Source organism: Kosakonia quasisacchari (genome assembly GCF_004331415.1).
GTDB lineage: Bacteria > Pseudomonadota > Gammaproteobacteria > Enterobacterales > Enterobacteriaceae > Kosakonia > Kosakonia quasisacchari.
Window position 1 is genome coordinate 28832 of sequence record NZ_SJOP01000003.1, and the last position, 20047, is coordinate 48878.

Below are 20047 nucleotides of genomic sequence, written 5' to 3' on the forward strand. Positions count from 1 at the left end.
GTCGTGAAGCGACCTGGTATCATTTTGATTTGCCTGCTCCTTCAGGCATGTTCAGGCCACATCAAAGGCCTCGGGAATTCACTCTGGGAAAGCGTATTCGGCGTGCCGGGCGTTCAGCTAACGGACGAAGAGATGCTCAATATGCCGTATGCCAGCCAGTACATGCAGCTCAACAACGGCCCACAACTGTTTGTGGTGCTCGCTTTCGCCGAAAACGGGCAGCAGAAATGGGTGACGCAGGATCAGGCCACCATCGTGACGCAAAACTACCGCATCGTGAAAACGCACCTCCCGGGTGACAACCTGCTGGATGTTAATAACCTGGTGGCAGATCCGCTGGCGAAACCGAACCAGATTGTAGATGGCGCCACCTGGACACGCTTAATGGGCTGGACAGAACACAAGCAGGTGCGCTACGCCACCGCCCATTCCGTCTTCCACTGGAACGGCACCGACACGGTGAAATTGGCGAGTGACGAAACCGCAGTACGCATTCTCGATGAAGAGGTCACCACCGATCAGAAACGCTGGCGCAACCGCTATTGGGTGGATGAACAAGGGGTTATCCGGCAATCGGAACAGTATCTTGGCGCGGACTGGTTCCCGGTGAAAACCACCCTCATTAAGGCGGCGAAATAATGAAAAAACGCGCTCTTCTTTTGCTGTTAGCGAGCCTAGCTTCACCGCTGGCTTTCGCCGTTGGCACTGTCGATGTCTACACCGAGGGCGATAACAAACCGAAAACCTTAACCAACGCCGGACATCTGGTGGATTTGGTCGGGCAGCCCCGTCTGGCGAACAGCTGGTGGCCTGGTGCTGTGGTCAGCGAACGTCAGGCGACGGTTGCCGAGCAGGCACGCCATCAGGCGCTTCTGGCGCGGCTTGGCGCGCTTGCTGCTGATGAGAGCGGCAACAGCGCTGCGGCGATCAACGCGCTGCGTCAACAGTTGCAGGCGATGAAGATCACAGGCCGACAAATCGTTGAGCTGGACCCGGATTACCTGCGTACACACCGCCTCGCCAACCGGCCTTTAGAAGGGCAATACACCTTATGGGTTGGCTCACAGCCGACCACCATCACCGTAGTTGGGCTTATCAGCAGCCCGGGCAAAAAAGTGTTCACGCCAGGACGCGATGTGGTGAGCTACCTGGATGAGATGAGCCTGTTGAGCGGCGCGGAACGCAGCTATGCCTGGGTGATTTACCCCAACGGCACAACGCAAAAGGTACCGGTGGGCTACTGGAACCGACGCCACGTCGAGCCGATGCCCGGCAGCGTGATTTTTGTTGGTTTCGCACCGGGTTTGTGGAGCAACGAGTATGACGAGCTGAATGCCGACATTCTTCAGTCCCTGACGCATCGGATACCGGAATAATAATGAAAAAATCGTTTGTCATTAGCCTGTTGGCGCTGGGGATTAGCGCCGCCTGTCACGCAGAATCGTACCCGGAACCGATCGGCCCATCGCAGTCGGACTTCGGCGGCGTCGGCCTGCTGCAAACGCCCACCGCGCGAATGTCGCGCGAAGGCGAACTGAGTTTCAACTACCGCGATAACAATCAGTACCGCTACTACTCCGGTTCGGTGCAGCTTTTCCCATGGCTGGAAACGACGCTGCGCTACACCGATGTGCGGACGCGGAAATACAGTTCGGTAGAAGCCTTCTCTGGCAATCAGTCCTACAAAGATAAAGCCTTCGATTTGAAACTGCGCCTGTGGCAAGAAGGTTACTGGCTGCCGGAAGTTTCCGTGGGTGCGCGCGATATCGGCGGTACCGGGCTGTTTGACGGCGAATATCTGGTGGCGAACAAAGCCTGGGGGCCGTTCGATTTCTCACTGGGTATCGGTTGGGGCTACCTTGGTACCAGTGGCAACATCAAAAACCCGCTCTGCTCCTACGACGTGAAATACTGTACGCGCGACACACGCTACAAAGCCGCAGGCTCTACAGATACCAGCCAGATGTTCCGTGGGCCGACCGCGTTGTTTGGCGGGGTGGAGTACCAAACGCCGTGGAACCCGCTGCGCCTGAAACTTGAGTACGAAGGGAACAACTACCAGCAGGACTTCGCCGGTAAACTGCCGCAGCGCAGCAAGGTCAACGTCGGCGCGATTTACCGCGTCACCGACTGGGCGGACATCAACCTGAGCTATGAGCGCGGGAATACCTGGATGTTCGGTTTTACTCTGCGTAACAACTTCAACGACTTGCGCCCGTCGTATAACGACAACGCGCGACCAAAATATCAGCCACAGCCGCAAGATGCGATCCTGCAGCATTCGGTGGTGGCGAATCAGTTGACCTTACTGAAATACAACGCCGGGCTTACCGATCCGCAAATTCAGGTGAAAGGTGACACACTGTATGTCACCGGCGAGCAGGTGAAATACCGCAATACCCAGGAAGGGGTTGAGCGCGCGAACCGTATTGTGATGAATGACTTACCGGATGGCATTCGCACTATCCGCGTGACGGAAAACCGTCTCAATATGCCGGTGGTCACCACCGAGACGGATGTTGCCAGCCTGAAGCGTCACCTCGAAGGTGAACCGCTGGGGCAGGACACAGAACTGGTGCAGAAACGTGAAACGCCCATCGTGCCGGACAAACCGGAGCAGGGCTGGTATATCGATAAGTCGTCGTTCGATTTCCACATCGATCCGGTGCTTAACCAGTCGCTCGGCGGGCCGGAAGGTTTCTATATGTACCAGATTGGCGTGATGGCAACTGCCGACTGGTGGCTAACGGATCACTTGCTGACCACCGGTAGCCTGTTTGGCAACCTGGCTAACAATTACGACAAATTTAACTACACCAACCCGCCGAAAGACTCCGCCTTGCCGCGTGTGCGTACCCGCGTGCGTGAATATGTGCAAAACGACATTTACGTCAACAACATGCAGGCGAACTACTTCCAGTACCTGGGCAATAACTTCTATGGCCAGGTATATGCCGGGTACCTGGAAACGATGTACGGCGGTGCCGGTGCCGAGCTGTTGTGGCGGCCGGTTGATAGCCACTGGGCGTTTGGTCTTGACGGCAACTATGTCAAACAGCGTGACTGGCGCAGTGCACAGGACATGATGAAATTCACCGATTACAGCGTGAAAACGGGTCATTTCACCGCTTACTGGACGCCGTGGTTCGCCGACAACGTGCTGGTGAAAGCCAGTGTTGGTCAATATCTGGCGGGCGATAAAGGTGTCACGGTGGACGTGTCTAAGCATTTCGACAGCGGGATTGTGGTCGGCGCGTATGCCACCAAAACTAACGTTTCGGCAGCGCAGTACGGGGAAGGGGACTTCACCAAAGGGGTCTACATTTCGGTTCCGCTGGATCTGTTCAGCACCGGCCCGACGCGCAGCCGCGCAGGTATTGGCTGGACGCCGTTGACGCGTGATGGTGGTCAGATGCTGGGACGTAAGTTCGAGCTTTACAACATGACCAACGATAAGACGGTCAACTTCCAGTAAGCCTTTTCTCTCCCCGTTCGGGGAGAGAGCTGCCGCAAGGTCTGCCTGTTTTCACCATCAGCCATATTTCTCTCCCCGTTTGGGGGAGAGAACTGCCGCAAGGTCTGCCTTTCTCCATCATCAACCACACTTATCCCCTGTCCGGGAAGAGAAAAGTGCATTCACAACCGGCGCAGCAGCCGCGCCGGATTTCCCGCATACACCCCTTTCTCGCTGATCGATTTGGTCACCACGCTCCCCGCGCCTATCACACAGCCATCTGCAATGGTCACTGCCAGAATCGTAGCGCCGCTACCAATCGACACGTCATTGCCAATCACGATGCGCCCCCAGTTATGACTGTCGGGGTCCGGTTTGCCGCCGTGAAACATATCGTTGGCAAACATGACGCCGTGGCCGATAAAGCAGCGTTCGCCGATGGTGACATATTCGCAAATAAAGCTGTGCGACTGGATTTTCGAACCTTTACCGACCTGCGTATGCCCCTGAATTTCCACAAACGGGCCGACAAACACATCATCCGCCAGCGTGCAGTCGTACAAATTGGCGGGTTCATAAATCACCACGTTTTCGCCGCAGACCACATTGCGTACGGCGGCCTGGCGCAAAGAAGCGCTTGTCATCATCCCTCCTTAAAGCGGTTTGCCCAGAATATGCAGCGTACTTTGCTGCGACGCGGTACTGAATGTTGTGTCTTTGAGATGCGTGAATCCCTGGCGAAGATAAAAGCGCTTCGCGTTTGGGTTGGCGTCCAGTACTTCCAGCCAGATAAACGTCTCACCACGCTGTTGCACGAGGCGTTCTATTTCTGCCAGCAGTTGCTCGCCGTAGCCTTTACGCGTTTCGCCCGGTAGCAGATAGAGTTTATGCAGCAGCGTACCCGACGGGCCATGCTCGTCGACCGCGCTGTGCCAGGTGACTTTGGCGAAACCGACAGGCGCGACATCCTGCGCGATAAACCAGCCGTCTGCTTCGCCCTGCAGGCTTTGCTGTATGGCCGATGAAGCATACTGCTGGCGGAGAAACACCTCCAGTTCGGCCGGTTCACGCCACAGATGGGCAAAATGATGGCGATAACTGGCGTAGCCCATTTCACTCAATAACGCGGCGTCCGTAATTTCTGCCTTACGTATTGTAAGCATGATCTTTTTCGTCTCCTGCGTGGACATGTCCGGGCAACATGTCATCACGCGGTGTCACAAAATATAAGTAAATAATGTAGATCCAGATCACATTTTTGCGATATACCAAGTGTTGTTCACAAAGAATGAGGTGCCGTTATGACATCGCTAACTCGTCCACGCGTTGAGTTTATTTCGACCATATTGCAGACCGTGCTGAACCTTGGTCTGTTGAGCCTTGGTCTGATCCTGATTGTCTTTCTGGGCAAAGAAACGCTGCACCTGGCTGATGTGCTGTTCGCGCCGGTGCAAACCAGCAAATATGAGCTGGTGGAAGGACTGGTGGTTTACTTTCTCTATTTCGAATTTATCGCCCTGATTGTGAAGTACTTTCAGTCTGGGTTTCACTTCCCGCTGCGCTATTTTATTTACATCGGCATTACCGCGATTGTGCGGTTGATCATCGTCGATCACCAGTCGCCGATGGATGTGTTGATCTACTCGGCGGCGATCCTGTTGCTGGTGATCACGCTGTGGTTGTGTAACTCGCAACGGCTGAGGCGCGAATAAAAAAAGGGCGATCCGAGGATCGCCAACGACTTCACAAGTTGGGTGATACAAGTTGAGGGTGCAGTGGCAACGCCGGTCATCTTTCAGGTGATCGCTGCGTTGGCTTCCTTTACTCACCCCGGTCATTGACTTCAGTCAGCTCCCGGGGATTCATGCAGTTGCCGCCGTGCTCTCATCCGAAATATTTAGGGCGTAATAACAACAATGAAAATTAACCTTTCACACCGCCTGCGGTCAGGCCGTTAACCAGCCAACGCTGCGCAAGCAGGAAGACAACCGTAATGGGGATCGCGGACAGTACCGCCGCAGCGGCAAAATCGCCCCACAGGTAGTTTTGCGGGTTGAGATATTGCTGCATCCCGACCGCCAGCGTGTAGCTGTTGACATCGCGCAGCAGCAGCGAGGCAACCGGCACTTCGGTAATGGCGGCGATAAACGACAGAATAAACACCACCGCCAGAATTGGCACCGACAGCGGCAGCAACACTAAACGGAACGCCTGCCACGGTGTTGCGCCATCCAGCGAAGCGGCTTCTTCCAGCGAACCATCGATCGTTTCGAAATAACCCTTGATCGTCCAGACATGCAGTGCGATCCCGCCCATATAAGCGAAGATCACCCCGCCGTGGGTATTCAGGCCGATAAACGGCACGTACTGGCCGAGCCGGTCAAACAACGCGTACAGTGCCACCAGCGACAGCACCGCCGGGAACATCTGGAAAATCAGCATCCCTTTCAGCAATGTCGCTTTGCCGCGAAAGCGCATGCGGGCAAAGGCGTACGCAGAAGTAGTGGAGAGCGCCACAATGCCGACGGCGGTGATCACGGCGATTTTCACCGAGTTCCACAGCCACAACAGCACCGGGAACGGCGGCGGCGTGACGCGACCATCGGCGTGTTCGACGCTAAAGCCCAGCGCAAGACGCCAGTGCTCCCACGAAATATTTTCCGGAATCAAGCTGCCGGTGGCGAAGTTACCTTCACGCAGCGAAATGGCGACCACCATCAGCAGCGGGAACATAATGGCGGCAATAAACACCAGCAATAACAAATGGGTGGTAAACAGCCTTAGCTTTTGCGATTTCGCCTGCACCATAGCCATAATTTTCGTCCTCCTTAATCGAATTTCATGCGTGTGGCTTTCAGGTTGACGATTGCCAACGCACCCACCAGCAGGAAAATCAGCGTGGCGATAGCGGCAGCGAGCCCAAAGTCCTGACCACCGCCGCCTTCAAAGGCGATGCGATAGGTGTAGCTCACCAGCAAGTCGGTGTAACCGGCCGGCGTGGTGGTGCCGATGCGATCCGGGCCGCCGTTGGTCAGCAGTTGGATCAACACGAAGTTGTTAAAGTTGAACGCGAAGCTGGCAATCATCAGCGGCGTCAGCGGCTTGATCAGCAGCGGGAAAGTGATACGGAAAAAGTTCTGCAGCGGCCCTGCACCGTCCATGGCCGATGCTTCATACAGATCGTCAGGGATCGCTTTCAACAGCCCCATGCACAAGATCATCATGTACGGATAACCGAGCCAGGTGTTGACGATCACGATCATCGAGCGAGCAGTTGCGGGATCGCTAAACCACGCCGGTTTAATGCCAAACAGCGCGCTCAGCATCATATTGATCTCACCGAAGCTCTGGTTGAACAGCCCTTTGAAGATCAAAATCGAGATAAACGACGGTACGGCATACGGCAGAATTAACAACACGCGATAAATCGCTTTGCCTTTCAGCGACTCCCACTGCACCACGCAGGCCAGCACCATACCTACAGCCACGGTCAGTACCACGGTCAGTACCGAGAACACCACCGTCCAGATAAAGATCTCAATAAACGGTTTTTGAATGCCTTCATCGGTAAAGACGCGGGTGAAGTTATCCCAGCCAATGGTCACGGTATAACCGGGGCTGAGCTTTTCGCTGCCCCAACTGCCATCGGCGTTGATTGCCTGGAAGTAGCCAATGTCGTTGTTCGCCCGGTATTTCACGCCGCTCTGGTTGTTGAGCAGTGTGCCGTCCTGTTCAAGCTGATACAGCGGGCGCGTACCGGAGAACTGGCGCAGCGAACTCATCGCCACTTTGCTCTCATCCGGCAGGAGGGCGGTCAGTTGGTTCAGCGCCTGACGGTTTTGCGTGATAATGCGCAGGTTGGCGCGCTCGCCAGCGGGCAGGGCGTCAGCCTCTTTTAAGCTCAGTTGCTGCTCGCCGCCGGGTTTGAACACATCGGAAACGTAATTTTTACCGCTGTCGCCATCGGTCAGCGCCAGTCGCCATCCATCACCCGCCGGATAAAGCCCAAAGTTATAGGCTTTACCTGCCTGGTAGGAACGATCGAGCAGTACCTGCTGGGCGCGCTCCTGAGTGAGCTGGTTAGTGCTGCTGTAGTTAGTGAACGCGATGGCGATGGTGCAAATCAGTGGGAACAGGACAAACAGCCCCATGCCCGCCACGCCGGGGTAAACATAGCGCCAGGCATAGGCTTTACGGTTGGCGAAAATATAGAGGCCCGCCGAGCTAAGGACGAGCGTGGTAATGGCGAAAAGGTATTCCCCCTGGGCATACATCATAACGACAAGGTAAGCCACCAACAGTCCAACAACGGTGATGGCCGCCCATGCAAGCTGCGGGCTTTGCCACCAGTGGCGTTTTCTTCTTACATCCATGGGGATTTCCTCTCTACTCGACACCCTTCGCGTTGCCGCTTTGCTGGCTGGGTTTGTGCGCACGGTTGCTTACTTTTGTAAGCTGCCCTGAATACACAACGTTGCCGCTGCGATAGCGCGCGAATGATGCCGCGTATACAGCATGTCCAATTCGCCTTATCCCCGAACGGGGATAAGGCATTCACATTTTTACTTGGTAATGCGGCCCTGGGCGTCTTTCAGGGCGGCGTCGACAGTCTGGCGATCGCTAACGGCGTTGATAACTGCGGTGCGCGTGGCGTACCAGAAGGCGGCCATTTGCGGGATGTTCGGCATGATTTCACCGGTTTTCGCGTTATCCATCGTGGCGGCAATGCGCGGGTCTTTCGCTAACTGATCCTGATAGGATTTCAGCGCAACGGCGCCCAGCGGTTTGTCCTTGTTAACGTCTGCCAGACCTTGATCGGTCAGCAGGTAGTTTTCGAGGAACTCTTTCGCCAGCTCTTTGTTCGGGCTGGCGGCGTTGATGCCTGCGCTCAGCACGCCAACGAACGGCTTAGAAGGCTTGCCTTTAAAGGTTGGCAGCAGCGCGACGCCATAGTTGATTTTGCTTTTATCAATGTTGGCCCACGCCCACGGACCATTGATGGTCAGCGCGGTTTCACCTTTGTTGAACGCCGCTTCCGCAATTGAGTAATCGGTGTCGGCATTCATGTGTTTGTCTTTAATCAGCTTGACGAGGAAGCCAAGGCCCGCTTTCGCGCCTGCGTTGTCGACACCGACGTCTTTCACGTCGTATTTGCCGTTTTCAAACTTAAAGGCGTAACCACCGTCTGCCGCAATCAATGGCCAGGTGAAGTACGGTTCTTGCAGGTTGAACATCAACGCGCTCTTACCTTTCGCTTTCAGCTGTTTATCCAGCGCCGGGATCTCTTCCCAGGTTTTTGGCGGGTTCGGCACGAGATCTTTGTTGTAAATCAGCGATAAGGATTCGACGGCAATCGGGTAGGCAATCAGCTTGCCGTTGTAACGCACCGCGTCCCAGGTGAAGGGGAACAGCTTGTCCTGGAAGGCTTTATCCGGGGTGACTTCCGCCAGCAGACCGGATTGCGCATAACCGCCAAAGCGGTCGTGTGCCCAGAAAATAATGTCCGGGCCGTCGCCGGTTGCAGCAACCTGCGGGAATTTCTCTTCCAGTTTATCTGGGTGTTCTACGGTGACTTTAATGCCGGTGTCTTTCTCAAATTTCTTACCCACTTCGGCAAGGCCGTTATAGCCTTTGTCGCCGTTGATCCAAATGACCAGCTTACCTTCTTCGATTTTGGCGAGGGCAGAGGCGGAAAACATCATCGTTGCCACTGCGGACAAAGCGAGGATGCGTGCGCCTGTTTTGATTTTCATATATCCCGTCCTTTAGGTGATGTGCTCGTGGATACGCTCAAGGTCGTTCGACGGGATTAGTCTCCTTTTTTGACAAGCGCTTCTCATCCTCCTTGACCCTACGCCCCTGGGGTGATTTGTGTGATCTCGGTTACAGAGATTTGCATTATGTGTGTTAGCGCACATAAAAAAGCGCCGATTTTTGCAGAGCGCATCACGAAAATGCCCGCCGCCCGCTCATCCAGGGGGCAGAGCCACTGTTCTCATCCTCCCGCCTCCTCCCCCACAAAAAACCAGGGGGGTGGAGGATTCGCCCGCTGAATCGATGCTCCATAGTCAGCCCACGTTGAATGTTTCTGTTGGTGACAGGTTGTAACGAAGGGAGAAGGGCATGGCGAGCGTACAGCTGCGTAATGTAACGAAAGCCTGGGGCGATGTGGTGGTGTCGAAAGACATCAGTCTCGACATCCACGAAGGAGAATTCGTGGTGTTTGTCGGCCCGTCAGGCTGTGGTAAATCGACGCTGCTGCGCATGATTGCCGGGCTGGAAACCATCACCAGCGGGGATTTGCTGATTGGCGATACCCGCATGAATGAGGTTCCTCCCGCCGAACGCGGCGTTGGCATGGTGTTTCAGTCCTACGCGCTCTATCCGCATTTGTCGGTTGCGGAAAATATGTCTTTCGGCCTGAAGTTAGCGGGCGCGAAAAAAGAGATGATCAAATCGCGCGTCACGCAGGTGGCGGAAGTGCTGCAACTGGCGCATTTGCTGGATCGCAAACCGAAAGCGCTCTCCGGCGGTCAGCGTCAGCGCGTGGCGATTGGTCGTACCCTGGTGGCTGAACCCCGCGTCTTTTTGCTTGATGAACCTCTCTCCAACCTTGATGCCGCCCTGCGTGTGCAGATGCGTATTGAGATCTCCCGTCTGCACAAACGTCTTGGTCGCACGATGATTTACGTCACCCACGATCAGGTAGAAGCGATGACGCTGGCCGACAAAATCGTGGTGCTCGATGCCGGGCGCGTGGCGCAAGTGGGCAAACCGCTGGAGCTGTATCACTACCCGGCAGACCGTTTTGTCGCCGGTTTTATCGGCTCGCCGAAGATGAACTTCCTGCCGGTAAAAGTGACCGCCACCGCCATTGAACAGGTGCAGGTTGAGCTGCCTAACCGCCAGCGTGTCTGGCTGCCGGTGGACAGCGCCAATGTGCAAGTCGGCGCGAATATGTCTTTAGGCATTCGCCCGGAGCATCTGCTGCCCAGCGATATCGCCGATGTCACGCTGGAGGGCGAAGTTCAGGTCGTCGAACAGCTTGGTCACGAAACACAAATTCATATCCAGATCCCTGCAATACGTCAGAACCTGGTCTACCGCCAGACTGACGTGGTGCTGGTAGAAGAGGGTGCCACATTCGCTATCGGCTTACCGCCGGAGCGTTGCCATCTGTTCCGTGAAGATGGCACCGCCTGCCGCCGGTTACACAAAGAGCCCGGCGTTTAAGCGTACCCCACAAAACGTTTACACAAAGCCATTCGCATTATGTCGAGGCGGCAACGTGATGACTCTCCGCCAGCGTACAAAAGTACCTGGTCGGGATACATAACGGCAGCCAATAAAGAGATAGCGTGAAAGGGGATGTGTAAAAAAAAGAAAAGCAAGCTCAGGAGATAGAACGATGATTACTCTGCGCAAACTTCCACTGGCTCTCGCCATCGCGGCAGGCGTACTGTCTGCACAGGCGGGTGCTGTCGACTTCAAAGGTTACGCCCGTTCGGGGATTGGCTGGACCGGCAGCGGCGGCGAGCAGCAATGCTTCCAGGCCACCGGTGCAGGTTCCAAATACCGTCTCGGTAACGAATGTGAAACCTATGCAGAATTAAAACTCGGTCAAGAAGTGTGGAAAGAGGGCGATAAAAGCTTCTACTTCGACACGAACGTTGCGTACTCAGTCGCGCAGCAAAATGACTGGGAAGCTACTGACCCAGCATTTCGTGAAGCCAACGTACAAGGTAAAAACCTGATTGATGCACTGCCAGGCTCTACGATCTGGGCAGGTAAACGCTTCTATCAGCGCCATGACGTACACATGATCGACTTCTATTACTGGGATATCTCCGGCCCGGGTGCTGGTCTGGAAAACGTCGATCTCGGCTTTGGTAAACTCTCTCTGGCCGCGACCCGTTCGACGGAAGCTGGCGGCTCCTCTACTTTCGCCAGCAACAGTATTTATGATTACACCGAAAAAACTGCCAACGATGTGTTTGACGTGCGTCTGGCCCAGATGGCAGTCAACCCGGGCGGTACGTTAGAGTTCGGCGTTGACTATGGCCGTGCCAATACCCGTGACGGTTACCATTTATACGATAATACCGAAACGAAAGATGGCTGGATGCTGACCGCTGAACACGTTCAGAGCATGCTGAAAGGCTATAACAAGTTTGTCGTGCAGTACGCAACCGATGCGCTGACATCACAGGGCAAAGGTCTGTCGCAAGGCTCCGGTATCGGCATCGATAACAACAGCAAACTGCCTTATAGCGCCAACAATAACGGCACCCTGCTGCGTATCCTCGACCACGGTGCAATTTCTCTGGGTGAGAATTGGGATCTGATGTACGTCGGTATGTATCAGAACATTGATTGGGATAACCAGAACGGTACCAAATGGTGGACCGTCGGTGTGCGCCCAATGTACAAATGGACACCAATCATGAGCACCCTGCTGGAAGTCGGTTACGACAACGTCAAATCCCAGCGTACTAACGACACTAACAATCAGTACAAAATCACCCTCGCACAACAGTGGCAGGCTGGCGACAGCATTTGGTCTCGTCCGGCAATCCGCGTATTCGCAACCTATGCGAAATGGGATGAAAAATGGGGTTACAACACCAGCGGTAATCCGGGCACGAATGCCAACTATGGCCTGGCAACCCGCAACGGTACGGGTGGCTCAAGCTTCGGTCGTGGCGACAGCGATGAATGGAGCTTCGGTGCCCAGATGGAAATCTGGTGGTAAGTTTTTCCCTCATGTAATGACCAAAAGAGGGGCGCAAGCCCCTCTACTCCTGATAAACAGCGCGCTATTGCCTGGCCACCGCTGTTTTACATCCTGAAGGTGATAACAATGAAAATGAAAAAAAGTCTCATCGCCCTGTGTCTCTCCGCGGGTCTGCTGGCGGGCGTACCGGGCGTCAGTCTGGCAGATGTGAATGTCGTTCCACAAAACACGGCGGCGGCACCGTCGATTCCGAATTCTGCGCTTCAGCAACTCACCTGGACACCTGTCGATACATCAAAAACGCAGACGGTTCGACTTGCGAGCGGCGGACAACATCTGAACGTTCCGGGTATTACCGGATCCGTGGCGGCATTTAGCGTTCCGGCCAATATTGGCGAGCTTACGCTGACACTCTCCAGCGATGTGAATAAAAATACCGGCGTATTTGCGCCAAACGTGCTGGTCTTTGACCAGAATATGTCGCCTGCGGCCTATTTCCCCAGTAGCTATTTTACCTACCAGGAACCGGGAGTTCTAAATGCTGACCGACTGGAAGGGGTTATGCGCCTGACACCTGCGCTGGGCCAGCAGAAGCTTTATATCCTTGCGTTTACCACCGAAAGTGATTTGCAGAAAACCACCACGCTGCTCGATCCGGCCAAGGCCTATGCTAAAGGTGTGGGCAATGCGATCCCTGATATCCCCGATCCGATTGCCCGCCATATTGCCGACGGAGTGGTAAACCTGAAGGTGAAAAATAGCAGCGGTTCCAGTGTATTAGTCGGCCCGCTGTTTGGTTCTTCTGGCCCGGCTTCCGTTACCGTAGGCAATACCGCCGCACCGGCTTACAACACGCAACCGGCTCCGGCTGCCGCGCCAGTTTCGGCTCCTGCGCCAGCGCCGGTAGCGAAGAGCGAGCCGATGCTGAACGATACAGAGAGCTACTTTAACCAGGCCATCAAACAAGCCGCAAGCAAGGGCGATATTGATAAGGCGCTGAAATTATTGAATGAAGCAGAACGCCTCGGGTCGAAATCCGCCCGTGCCACTTTTATCAGCAGTGTAAAAGGCAAGGGGTAATCTCTCCCCACAATGCTGATATTTGCAGCAACTGGTGCGTCGCCTGACGCACCTTTTTTTCCGGCGCAGATGCGCGCTGTTGCGCATCTGTTGCGCTGATGAAAACTGAAAGAAGTTTCCCCGCCCCGTGCGCCGGTTCTGCGATACAATAACGCTACGTTATGTACCGGAGAGTCAGGCATGTCACACCCTGCGCTTACGCAACTGCGAGCGCTGCGCTATTTAGACGCAATTCCCGCGCTTGAACCGCAACTGCTCGAGTGGCTGTTGCTGGAAGATTCAATGACCAAACGTTTTGAGCAGCAAGGCAAGACGGTCAGCGTTACGCTGATTCGGGAAGGCTTTGTGACGGTGGATGAGATCGCCGAAGAACGCGACAGTCTGCCGAAGGAGGACCGTTACTGGTTGCGGGAAATTATTCTCTGCGCCGACGGGGAGCCCTGGCTCGCCGGACGCACTGTGGTGCCGGAATCTACGCTGAGCGGCCCGGAACTGGCGCTGCAAACCCTGGGTAAAACGCCGCTTGGGCGATATCTCTTTACCTCATCTACGCTTACGCGTGACTTTATTGAAATTGGTCGTCATGAGCAGCTTTGGGGACGCCGTTCCCGCCTGCGTCTGAGCGGGAAACCGCTGATGCTGACCGAACTGTTTTTGCCTGCATCGCCGCTGTACTAAGAGGAAAAAGAAAATGGAGTGGAGTCTCACGCAGAATAAGCTGTTGGCCTTTCACAGGCTTATGCGTACGGACAAACCAATTGGTGCTTTACTGTTGCTGTGGCCAACGTTGTGGGCGCTGTGGGTGGCAACCCCAGGCGTGCCGCCGCTGTGGATTTTGCTGGTTTTTGTCGCGGGCGTCTGGCTGATGCGCGCCGCCGGTTGCGTGGTCAATGACTATGCGGATCGTAAATTTGATGGTCATGTTAAACGCACGGCGAATCGCCCTTTGCCAAGCGGCGCGGTAACGGAAAATGAAGCGCGCGTGCTGTTTGTGGTGCTGGTGCTGCTGGCCTTCGCGCTGGTGCTGACGCTGAATGTGATGACTATTTTGCTCTCCGTCGCGGCGCTGGCGCTGGCGTGGGTTTACCCGTTTATGAAGCGCTATACGCACCTGCCACAGGTGGTGCTCGGCGCGGCGTTCGGCTGGTCGATTCCAATGGCCTTCGCGGCCGTGAGTGAAACTGTACCGCTGAGCTGCTGGATTATGTTCCTCGCCAATATCTTGTGGGCGGTGGCGTATGACACGCAGTACGCGATGGTTGACCGGGACGACGATGTGAAGATTGGCATTAAATCGACGGCGATTTTGTTTGGTCGCTTCGATAAGCTGATTATCGGAATTTTGCAGGTGGTCGTGCTGGCGCTGATGGCGTCTGTTGGCTGGCTAAATGGCCTGGATTGGACGTACTACGGGACGGTGCTCATCGCTGGCGCGCTGTTTGTTTATCAGCAAAAGCTGATTGCGGGTCGCGACCGGGATGCCTGTTTTAAAGCGTTCATGAATAATAACTATGTGGGGCTGGTGCTGTTTTTAGGGCTGGCGTTGAGTTACCTGCATTTGCCTTGAGTTTTTTCCCCTCTCCGTGAAGAGAGGGGAAAAGTTACCATCACACTTCTGCTTGCGTCGCGCTCTCAATCGTCAGACGTACATCCGACGTTATCAAGTCCGCCAGCATCTGGTACACGTTTAAGGTGCGCGCCGGATCCGCATCACCGGTATCACTGATATAGCCTTCATCGCGCAGCGTCAGCACCAACGTACTGAACACCGCCTTATCGAAGAACTCCGGCGCGTTGATGCCATGCAGCACCGACAGGCGTTGCGCCAGCGTGCGGCTCTCTTTTTCCAGCGTGCTGCGGTTCATCGCCGGGTTGGCGCTCAGCAGCCAGAAGGTAATGGCGTATCGCTGTAAGGTTTCGCGCGCGCCTGCCGCCAGCAGTTGCAAGGTGCGGGAGTGCGTCGGATTGATGCTCAGACGATCGTCTTTCACCGTCAACAAGCCCTGGCGCAACAGCTCTTGCGTCAGGTTCTCCAGCACTGGCGCCAGCTCCGCTTTTTCCCAACGCAGGAACAACTCGGCTTTCAGCATCGGGTAGAGTAACTCGACGTGGCGCAGGATCTCGCTACGTGAAATAGCACGGTGCTGGGTGACAATCGCTGCCAGCAGCGACGGCAGCATCAGCATATGTGCAATATTGTTGCGGTAGTACGTCATCAACACCGCCTGCTCACGCGGCAGAATGATGATATCGCCGATGGTGTCTTTCTCGACTTCGAACTTGTTCATCTGCAGCGCGTGGTCGATAAGCTCGCTGGCGCTGGCCGAAGGCGTTGTTGAATCCGGGGAATAAGGCACGTTGCGCATCAGCTCAAGATAACAGCTTAACTGCTCGGTCAGCTGCTCGCGCGTCAGTGAACGCTGGCGGGAAGCCAACAGCGCGGTACAACACAGGTTCATGGCGTTAGCCGCACCGGCGTTGTTGATACGCACCATCAGGTCAGCGGCAATGGTGTTCACCGTGGGTGTTAACCACGCCGGACGGATGGATTCAATGGGATCGATGGCTTCGCGCCACTCCGGAACATGATGATTTAGGTAGTTCATCAGCGGGATCGGTTCGCCGAAGTTCACATAGCCTTGACCGAGGTTACGCAGCTTGCTTAAGCCACGCACCATCTGTAACAAGCTCTCTTTCTCTTTCGTCGCGCCACGCAGCTCTTTGGCGTAAGTACCTACTTCCATCACGTGTTCATAACCGATGTAAATCGGCACCAGCGTGATTGGGCGCGTACCGCCGCGCAGCATCGCCTGGATAGTCATCGACAGCGTACCGGTTTTCGGATCCAGCAAACGCCCGGTGCGCGAACGTCCGCCCTCAACGAAGTACTCCACCGAATAACCACGGCTGAACAACTCGCCCAAGTATTCGCGGAACACGGTGGAATAAAGCTTGTTGCCTTTAAATGTCCGGCGAATAAAAAACGCACCCAGGCGGCGGAAAATCGGCCCTGCGGGCCAGAAATTCAGATTGATACCGGCGGCGATATGCGGCGGCACCAGCCCCTGGTGATAGAGCACATAGGAGAGCAGCAGGTAATCCATATGGCTGCGATGGCAGGGCACATAGACAATTTCGTGACCGTCATGTGCAAGCTGGCGTACGCGCTCAGCGTTATGCACATTAATGCCCTGATAGAGACGGTTCCAGGTAAAACCCAGAATACGGTCAGTCAGGCGGATCATCTCGTAGGAGAAGTTCGCGGCGATCTCTTCCATCAGCGCGATGGCGTTTTGCTGCGCCTTATCATGGGAGATTTTTTTGCTGCGCGCTTCATCTTCAACGGCGCGGGCAATCGCCTTGGACGAGAGCAATTTGTTAAACAAATCCTGACGGGCCGGCAGGCGTGGACCGACTGCGGCCAGACGCTGGCGGGCAAAGTGCATACGCGCCACGCGCGCCAGTTTCTGCGCGATAATTTTATCGGTGCCGTGCTCGGTCGCCATACGACGCAGCGAAACCGGCGGTGAAAAACGCACAAAGCTGTCGCGGCCAAGCCAGGAAACAGCAAAGAATTTCTGGATGCCGTTCAGCATACGCAGCGGCGGGTTAATTTCGCCTTTTTCACGCCCCGGTGAACGACCAAACATCACCGATACCGGCACCATTTGCACATCCAAATCAGGATGGCTACGGTGTAAATCCAGGTAGTCGTGGAACAGCTTGATCGACTCTTCTTTTGGCGCGTAATACGTGAACACGCGCGGGCCGCCGTGGATAAACACGAAACGCGGCAGCAAAGTGCCGTCGATTTCCAGCGGTTCCATGGGATCGGGCAGCTCATGTGCCAGACACTGTGCGCGTAGAGTCAGTAAATCTGCCTTTGAGTTATAAGGCAGCACGTACATGATGGGGCGTGACGTATCGAGACCCAGCTCCTGTGCAGGTTCTGCGGGGATCGATTTACTTTTTACCAGCACGCTTAATGGTAAATTCAGTAATTTGTAGTAAATTCGTGGCCAGCCGGACATAAAGGATGTAAAGCCTCTGGTTAATAGTGCCATTGCGCCGCAAGAATATCAGAAAGCACACATAATTTCTGTTGTACCGCTGCGCGCTTGCTGAGACATTGACGCCAATTTAATAAAAAGGTTCTTTTAAATGGCTAATAATACCACCGGTTTCACCCGGATCATTAAAGCCGCTGGATATTCCTGGAAAGGCGTTCGCGCCGCCTGGATCAATGAAGCGGCATTTCGTCAGGAAGCCGTTGCGGTTACCCTGGCAATTATAATCGCTTGCTGGCTCGATATTGACACAATGACGCGCGTACTACTGATTGGTTCTGTGACGCTGGTGATGATTGTCGAAATTCTGAACAGCGCCATCGAGGCCGTGGTCGATCGTATTGGCTCTGAATTCCATGAACTTTCCGGGCGAGCAAAGGATATGGGCTCAGCGGCGGTGCTGATGTCTATCCTGTTGGCGATGTTTACCTGGATCGCATTACTCTGGTCACATTTTCGATAACGCTTCCAGAATTCGATAACGCCCTGGTTTTTTGCTTAAATTTGGTTCCAAAATCGCCTTTAGCTGTATATACTCACAGCATAACTGTATATACACCCAGGGGGCGGGATGAAAGCATTAACGGCCAGGCAGCAAGAGGTGTTCGATCTTATTCGCGATCGCATCACTCAAACCGGTATGCCACCAACGCGTGCGGAAATCGCACAGCAATTGGGGTTCCGTTCCCCAAATGCGGCGGAAGAACACCTCAAAGCGCTGGCGCGCAAAGGGGTTATCGAAATCGTATCTGGCGCATCGCGTGGTCTTCGCCTGCTGCTTGAAGAAGAAGAGGACGATATCGGCTTACCGCTGATTGGTCGCGTCGCGGCGGGTGAGCCCCTGCTGGCGCAGCAGCATATCGAAGGCCATTACCAGGTCGATCCGAGCCTCTTTAAACCCCATGCGGATTTCCTGCTGCGCGTTAGTGGCATGTCGATGCGTGACATTGGCATTATGGACGGCGATTTGCTGGCGGTGCACAAAACGCAGGATGTGCGTAACGGCCAGGTCGTTGTTGCGCGTATTGAAGACGAAGTCACGGTCAAACGTTTGAAAAAGCAGGGCAACACCGTTGAACTGCTGCCGGAAAACAGTGAGTTTTCCCCGATCGTCGTCGATCTGCGCGATCAAAACTTTACCATCGAAGGGCTTGCGGTCGGTGTCATTCGTAATGGCGCGTGGTTGTAACGCACATTCGCTCTGCTGCGGAGCTGATTCAGGTTCCGCAGCGATCTCCTCTTTTCCCTCCATAGCATTCACATTCATACCATGCCACTGCTAACCGCATCCGACAAAGCGCTCTGGCGGCTTGCACTGCCGATGATCTTCTCGAATATCACTGTCCCGTTGCTGGGGCTAGTGGATACGGCGGTAGTGGGGCATCTGGACAGCCCGGTTTACCTGGGCGGTGTGGCGATTGGCGCAACGGCAACCAGTTTCCTCTTTATGTTGCTGCTCTTTTTGCGCATGAGCACCACCGGGCTAACAGCTCAGGCGTTCGGCGCGAAGAATGCGCCCGCGCTGGCGCGTGCGTTAGTCCAGCCTTTGCTGCTGGCGCTGGGCGCTGGTGTACTGATTGCTGTGTTGCGCACGCCGATTATCGACCTGGCGCTGCATATCACCGGCGGTAGCGAGGCGGTGCTGGAACAGGCGCAGCGGTTCCTGGATATTCGCTGGTTGAGCGCACCCGCTTCGCTGGGCAACCTGGTATTGCTCGGTTGGTTGCTCGGCGTGCAGTATGCGCGCGCACCGGTGATCTTGCTGGTGGTGGGGAACCTGCTCAACATCGTGCTCGATCTGTGGTTGGTCATGGGGCTGCATATGAATGTGCAAGGTGCAGCGCTTGCCACGGTGATAGCGGAATACGTCACTTTCGTCATTGGCTTGTGGATGGTGCGACACGTACTGGTGATGCGCGGTATTCCATTGCTGACGTTGAAAAATGCATGGCGCGGCGGCGTACGGCGTTTGCTGGCGCTGAACCGCGATATCATGTTGCGTTCGTTGCTGCTGCAACTCTGCTTTGGTTCGATAACGGTGTTTGGTGCCCGCCTCGGTGATGAGACGGTGGCGGCAAACGCGGTACTGATGATGTTTTTAACCTTTACCGCTTATGCGCTGGATGGTTTCGCGTATGCGGTTGAAGCCCACTCCGGGCAGGCTTACGGCGCCAGAGACGGCCGTCAATTGATGCATATCTGGCGGGCTGCTTGCCGGCAGGCCGGTCTGGTGGCGCTGTTCTTTGCCGTTGTGTATGCGCTGGCGGGTCAGCAAATTATCGCGTTGTTAACGTCGCTACCCGCCCTGCAACAGCTTGCCGGGCATTATCTAATTTGGCAGGTTATCTTACCGCTAGTGGGGGTGTGGTGTTATCTGCTGGACGGTATGTTTGTCGGTGCGACGCGCGCGGCCGAAATGCGTAACAGTATGGCAGTGGCGGCGGCGGGGTTTGCCGTTACGCTACTCACCGTGCCTGTTTTGGGTAATCACGGTTTGTGGTTGTCGCTTGCTGTGTTTCTTGCTCTGCGTGGGCTGACGCTGACGCTAGTATGGCGTCGCCACTGGCGTGACAACAGTTGGTTTGCTGCGAGTGATCCTTCCTGATAGCACTTTATCCCTGCTTTAACGCTCTGCTTTTCTTGTCTCGTTTACGCTGCTTTTATCTTATTAGATGGTTAAAGATTCCGAATAAAATCCATAATGCCGAATCC

At 55.0% G+C, this 20047-nt stretch carries 18 protein-coding genes; 12 read left to right on the forward strand and 6 right to left on the reverse strand.

The genetic code is table 11. The annotated features are described in order from the left end of the window. Positions 1-3: 3 nt before the first annotated feature. From E0L21_RS03960 to E0L21_RS03970, 3 genes are read left to right on the forward strand one after another with little or no spacing between them, the layout of a single operon-like run. Positions 4-639 (forward strand): YjbF family lipoprotein, encoded by a 636-nt coding sequence (locus E0L21_RS03960; protein WP_131406983.1) that lies wholly within the window; start codon positions 4-6, stop codon positions 637-639. Next, positions 639-1376, forward strand: a complete 738-nt coding sequence (locus E0L21_RS03965) for a capsule biosynthesis GfcC family protein (protein WP_131406985.1) — start codon at positions 639-641, stop codon at positions 1374-1376. The genes E0L21_RS03960 and E0L21_RS03965 overlap by 1 nt, the downstream gene beginning before the upstream one ends. Before the next feature lie 2 nt (positions 1377-1378). Then, positions 1379-3475, forward strand: coding sequence for a YjbH domain-containing protein (locus tag E0L21_RS03970; protein ID WP_131406987.1), 2097 nt, complete (start codon positions 1379-1381; stop codon positions 3473-3475). A gap of 161 nt (positions 3476-3636) precedes the next feature. Here E0L21_RS03970 and E0L21_RS03975 read toward each other — a convergent pair whose 3' ends face one another. Next, entirely contained in the window at positions 3637-4098 is a 462-nt protein-coding gene (locus E0L21_RS03975) for an acyltransferase (RefSeq protein ID WP_131407423.1), read from the reverse strand. A gap of 9 nt (positions 4099-4107) precedes the next feature. Next, positions 4108-4617: a GNAT family N-acetyltransferase gene (locus tag E0L21_RS03980; protein ID WP_131406989.1), complete on the reverse strand. Its 510-nt coding sequence runs from the start codon at positions 4615-4617 to the stop codon at positions 4108-4110. Positions 4618-4755: 138 nt separating this feature from the next. Between E0L21_RS03980 and psiE the strand changes: the two genes are divergently transcribed. Next, a complete protein-coding gene (gene psiE / locus E0L21_RS03985) occupies positions 4756-5166 on the forward strand; it encodes a phosphate-starvation-inducible protein PsiE (RefSeq protein ID WP_017459426.1) in 411 nt (136 codons plus the stop codon). Between the two features lie 211 nt (positions 5167-5377). On the opposite strand, the gene malG is transcribed toward psiE, so the two are convergent. The 3 genes from malG to malE form a co-directional block, all read right to left on the reverse strand. Next, positions 5378-6268 (reverse strand): maltose ABC transporter permease MalG, encoded by an 891-nt coding sequence (gene malG / locus E0L21_RS03990; protein WP_131406991.1) that lies wholly within the window; start codon positions 6266-6268, stop codon positions 5378-5380. A 14-nt stretch (positions 6269-6282) separates the two neighbouring features. After that, entirely contained in the window at positions 6283-7827 is a 1545-nt protein-coding gene (malF, locus tag E0L21_RS03995) for a maltose ABC transporter permease MalF (RefSeq protein WP_131406993.1), read from the reverse strand. A 189-nt stretch (positions 7828-8016) separates the two neighbouring features. Then, positions 8017-9207 carry a maltose/maltodextrin ABC transporter substrate-binding protein MalE gene (malE, locus tag E0L21_RS04000; RefSeq protein ID WP_131406995.1) on the reverse strand — a complete coding sequence of 397 codons (1191 nt, stop codon included), beginning with the start codon at positions 9205-9207 and terminating at the stop codon, positions 8017-8019. Between the two features lie 370 nt (positions 9208-9577). Here malE and malK point away from each other — a divergent pair, with 370 nt between their 5' ends. The 5 genes from malK to ubiA all read left to right on the forward strand — a co-directional run bounded on the left by malK (position 9578) and on the right by ubiA (position 14835). Further along, positions 9578-10687 carry a maltose/maltodextrin ABC transporter ATP-binding protein MalK gene (gene malK, locus E0L21_RS04010; protein ID WP_017459430.1) on the forward strand — a complete coding sequence of 370 codons (1110 nt, stop codon included), beginning with the start codon at positions 9578-9580 and terminating at the stop codon, positions 10685-10687. Positions 10688-10862: 175 nt separating this feature from the next. Further along, a complete protein-coding gene (locus tag E0L21_RS04015) occupies positions 10863-12206 on the forward strand; it encodes a maltoporin (protein ID WP_131406997.1) in 1344 nt (447 codons plus the stop codon). Between the two features lie 108 nt (positions 12207-12314). Beyond that, the gene (gene malM / locus E0L21_RS04020) at positions 12315-13268 is read left to right on the forward strand and encodes a maltose operon protein MalM (protein WP_131406999.1); all 954 of its coding nucleotides are present in this window, start codon (positions 12315-12317) and stop codon (positions 13266-13268) included. 180 nt (positions 13269-13448) lie between these two features. Continuing rightward, a complete protein-coding gene (ubiC, locus tag E0L21_RS04025; protein WP_131407001.1) occupies positions 13449-13946 on the forward strand; it encodes a chorismate lyase in 498 nt (165 codons plus the stop codon). 13 nt (positions 13947-13959) lie between these two features. Continuing rightward, a complete protein-coding gene (ubiA, locus tag E0L21_RS04030; protein WP_131407003.1) occupies positions 13960-14835 on the forward strand; it encodes a 4-hydroxybenzoate octaprenyltransferase in 876 nt (291 codons plus the stop codon). 40 nt (positions 14836-14875) lie between these two features. Here ubiA and plsB read toward each other — a convergent pair whose 3' ends face one another. After that, positions 14876-17299, reverse strand: coding sequence for a glycerol-3-phosphate 1-O-acyltransferase PlsB (gene plsB / locus E0L21_RS04035; protein ID WP_131407005.1), 2424 nt, complete (start codon positions 17297-17299; stop codon positions 14876-14878). Positions 17300-17429: 130 nt separating this feature from the next. Between plsB and E0L21_RS04040 the strand changes: the two genes are divergently transcribed. The 3 genes from E0L21_RS04040 (at position 17430) to dinF (ending at position 19940) form a co-directional block, all read left to right on the forward strand. After that, entirely contained in the window at positions 17430-17798 is a 369-nt protein-coding gene (locus E0L21_RS04040; protein WP_131407007.1) for a diacylglycerol kinase, read from the forward strand. A gap of 108 nt (positions 17799-17906) precedes the next feature. Continuing rightward, positions 17907-18524 carry a transcriptional repressor LexA gene (lexA, locus tag E0L21_RS04045; protein WP_017459437.1) on the forward strand — a complete coding sequence of 206 codons (618 nt, stop codon included), beginning with the start codon at positions 17907-17909 and terminating at the stop codon, positions 18522-18524. Between the two features lie 81 nt (positions 18525-18605). Further along, a complete protein-coding gene (gene dinF / locus E0L21_RS04050) occupies positions 18606-19940 on the forward strand; it encodes an MATE family efflux transporter DinF (protein WP_131407009.1) in 1335 nt (444 codons plus the stop codon). Positions 19941-20047 lie beyond the last annotated feature (107 nt).

Bases quoted from the DNA above. Each gene is read 5' to 3' on its own strand.
- E0L21_RS03965 (WP_131406985.1), top strand. From the start codon at position 639: ATGAAAAAACGCGCTCTTCTTTTGCTGTTAGCGAGCCTAGCTTCACCG.
- E0L21_RS03970 (WP_131406987.1), top strand. From the start codon at position 1,379: ATGAAAAAATCGTTTGTCATTAGCCTGTTGGCGCTGGGGATTAGCGCC.
- E0L21_RS03975 (WP_131407423.1), bottom strand. From the start codon at position 4,098: ATGACAAGCGCTTCTTTGCGCCAGGCCGCCGTACGCAATGTGGTCTGC.
- E0L21_RS03980 (WP_131406989.1), bottom strand. From the start codon at position 4,617: ATGCTTACAATACGTAAGGCAGAAATTACGGACGCCGCGTTATTGAGT.
- psiE (WP_017459426.1), top strand. From the start codon at position 4,756: ATGACATCGCTAACTCGTCCACGCGTTGAGTTTATTTCGACCATATTG.
- malG (WP_131406991.1), bottom strand. From the start codon at position 6,268: ATGGCTATGGTGCAGGCGAAATCGCAAAAGCTAAGGCTGTTTACCACC.
- malF (WP_131406993.1), bottom strand. From the start codon at position 7,827: ATGGATGTAAGAAGAAAACGCCACTGGTGGCAAAGCCCGCAGCTTGCA.
- malE (WP_131406995.1), bottom strand. From the start codon at position 9,207: ATGAAAATCAAAACAGGCGCACGCATCCTCGCTTTGTCCGCAGTGGCA.
- malK (WP_017459430.1), top strand. From the start codon at position 9,578: ATGGCGAGCGTACAGCTGCGTAATGTAACGAAAGCCTGGGGCGATGTG.
- E0L21_RS04015 (WP_131406997.1), top strand. From the start codon at position 10,863: ATGATTACTCTGCGCAAACTTCCACTGGCTCTCGCCATCGCGGCAGGC.
- malM (WP_131406999.1), top strand. From the start codon at position 12,315: ATGAAAATGAAAAAAAGTCTCATCGCCCTGTGTCTCTCCGCGGGTCTG.
- ubiC (WP_131407001.1), top strand. From the start codon at position 13,449: ATGTCACACCCTGCGCTTACGCAACTGCGAGCGCTGCGCTATTTAGAC.
- ubiA (WP_131407003.1), top strand. From the start codon at position 13,960: ATGGAGTGGAGTCTCACGCAGAATAAGCTGTTGGCCTTTCACAGGCTT.
- plsB (WP_131407005.1), bottom strand. From the start codon at position 17,299: ATGTCCGGCTGGCCACGAATTTACTACAAATTACTGAATTTACCATTA.
- E0L21_RS04040 (WP_131407007.1), top strand. From the start codon at position 17,430: ATGGCTAATAATACCACCGGTTTCACCCGGATCATTAAAGCCGCTGGA.
- lexA (WP_017459437.1), top strand. From the start codon at position 17,907: ATGAAAGCATTAACGGCCAGGCAGCAAGAGGTGTTCGATCTTATTCGC.
- dinF (WP_131407009.1), top strand. From the start codon at position 18,606: ATGCCACTGCTAACCGCATCCGACAAAGCGCTCTGGCGGCTTGCACTG.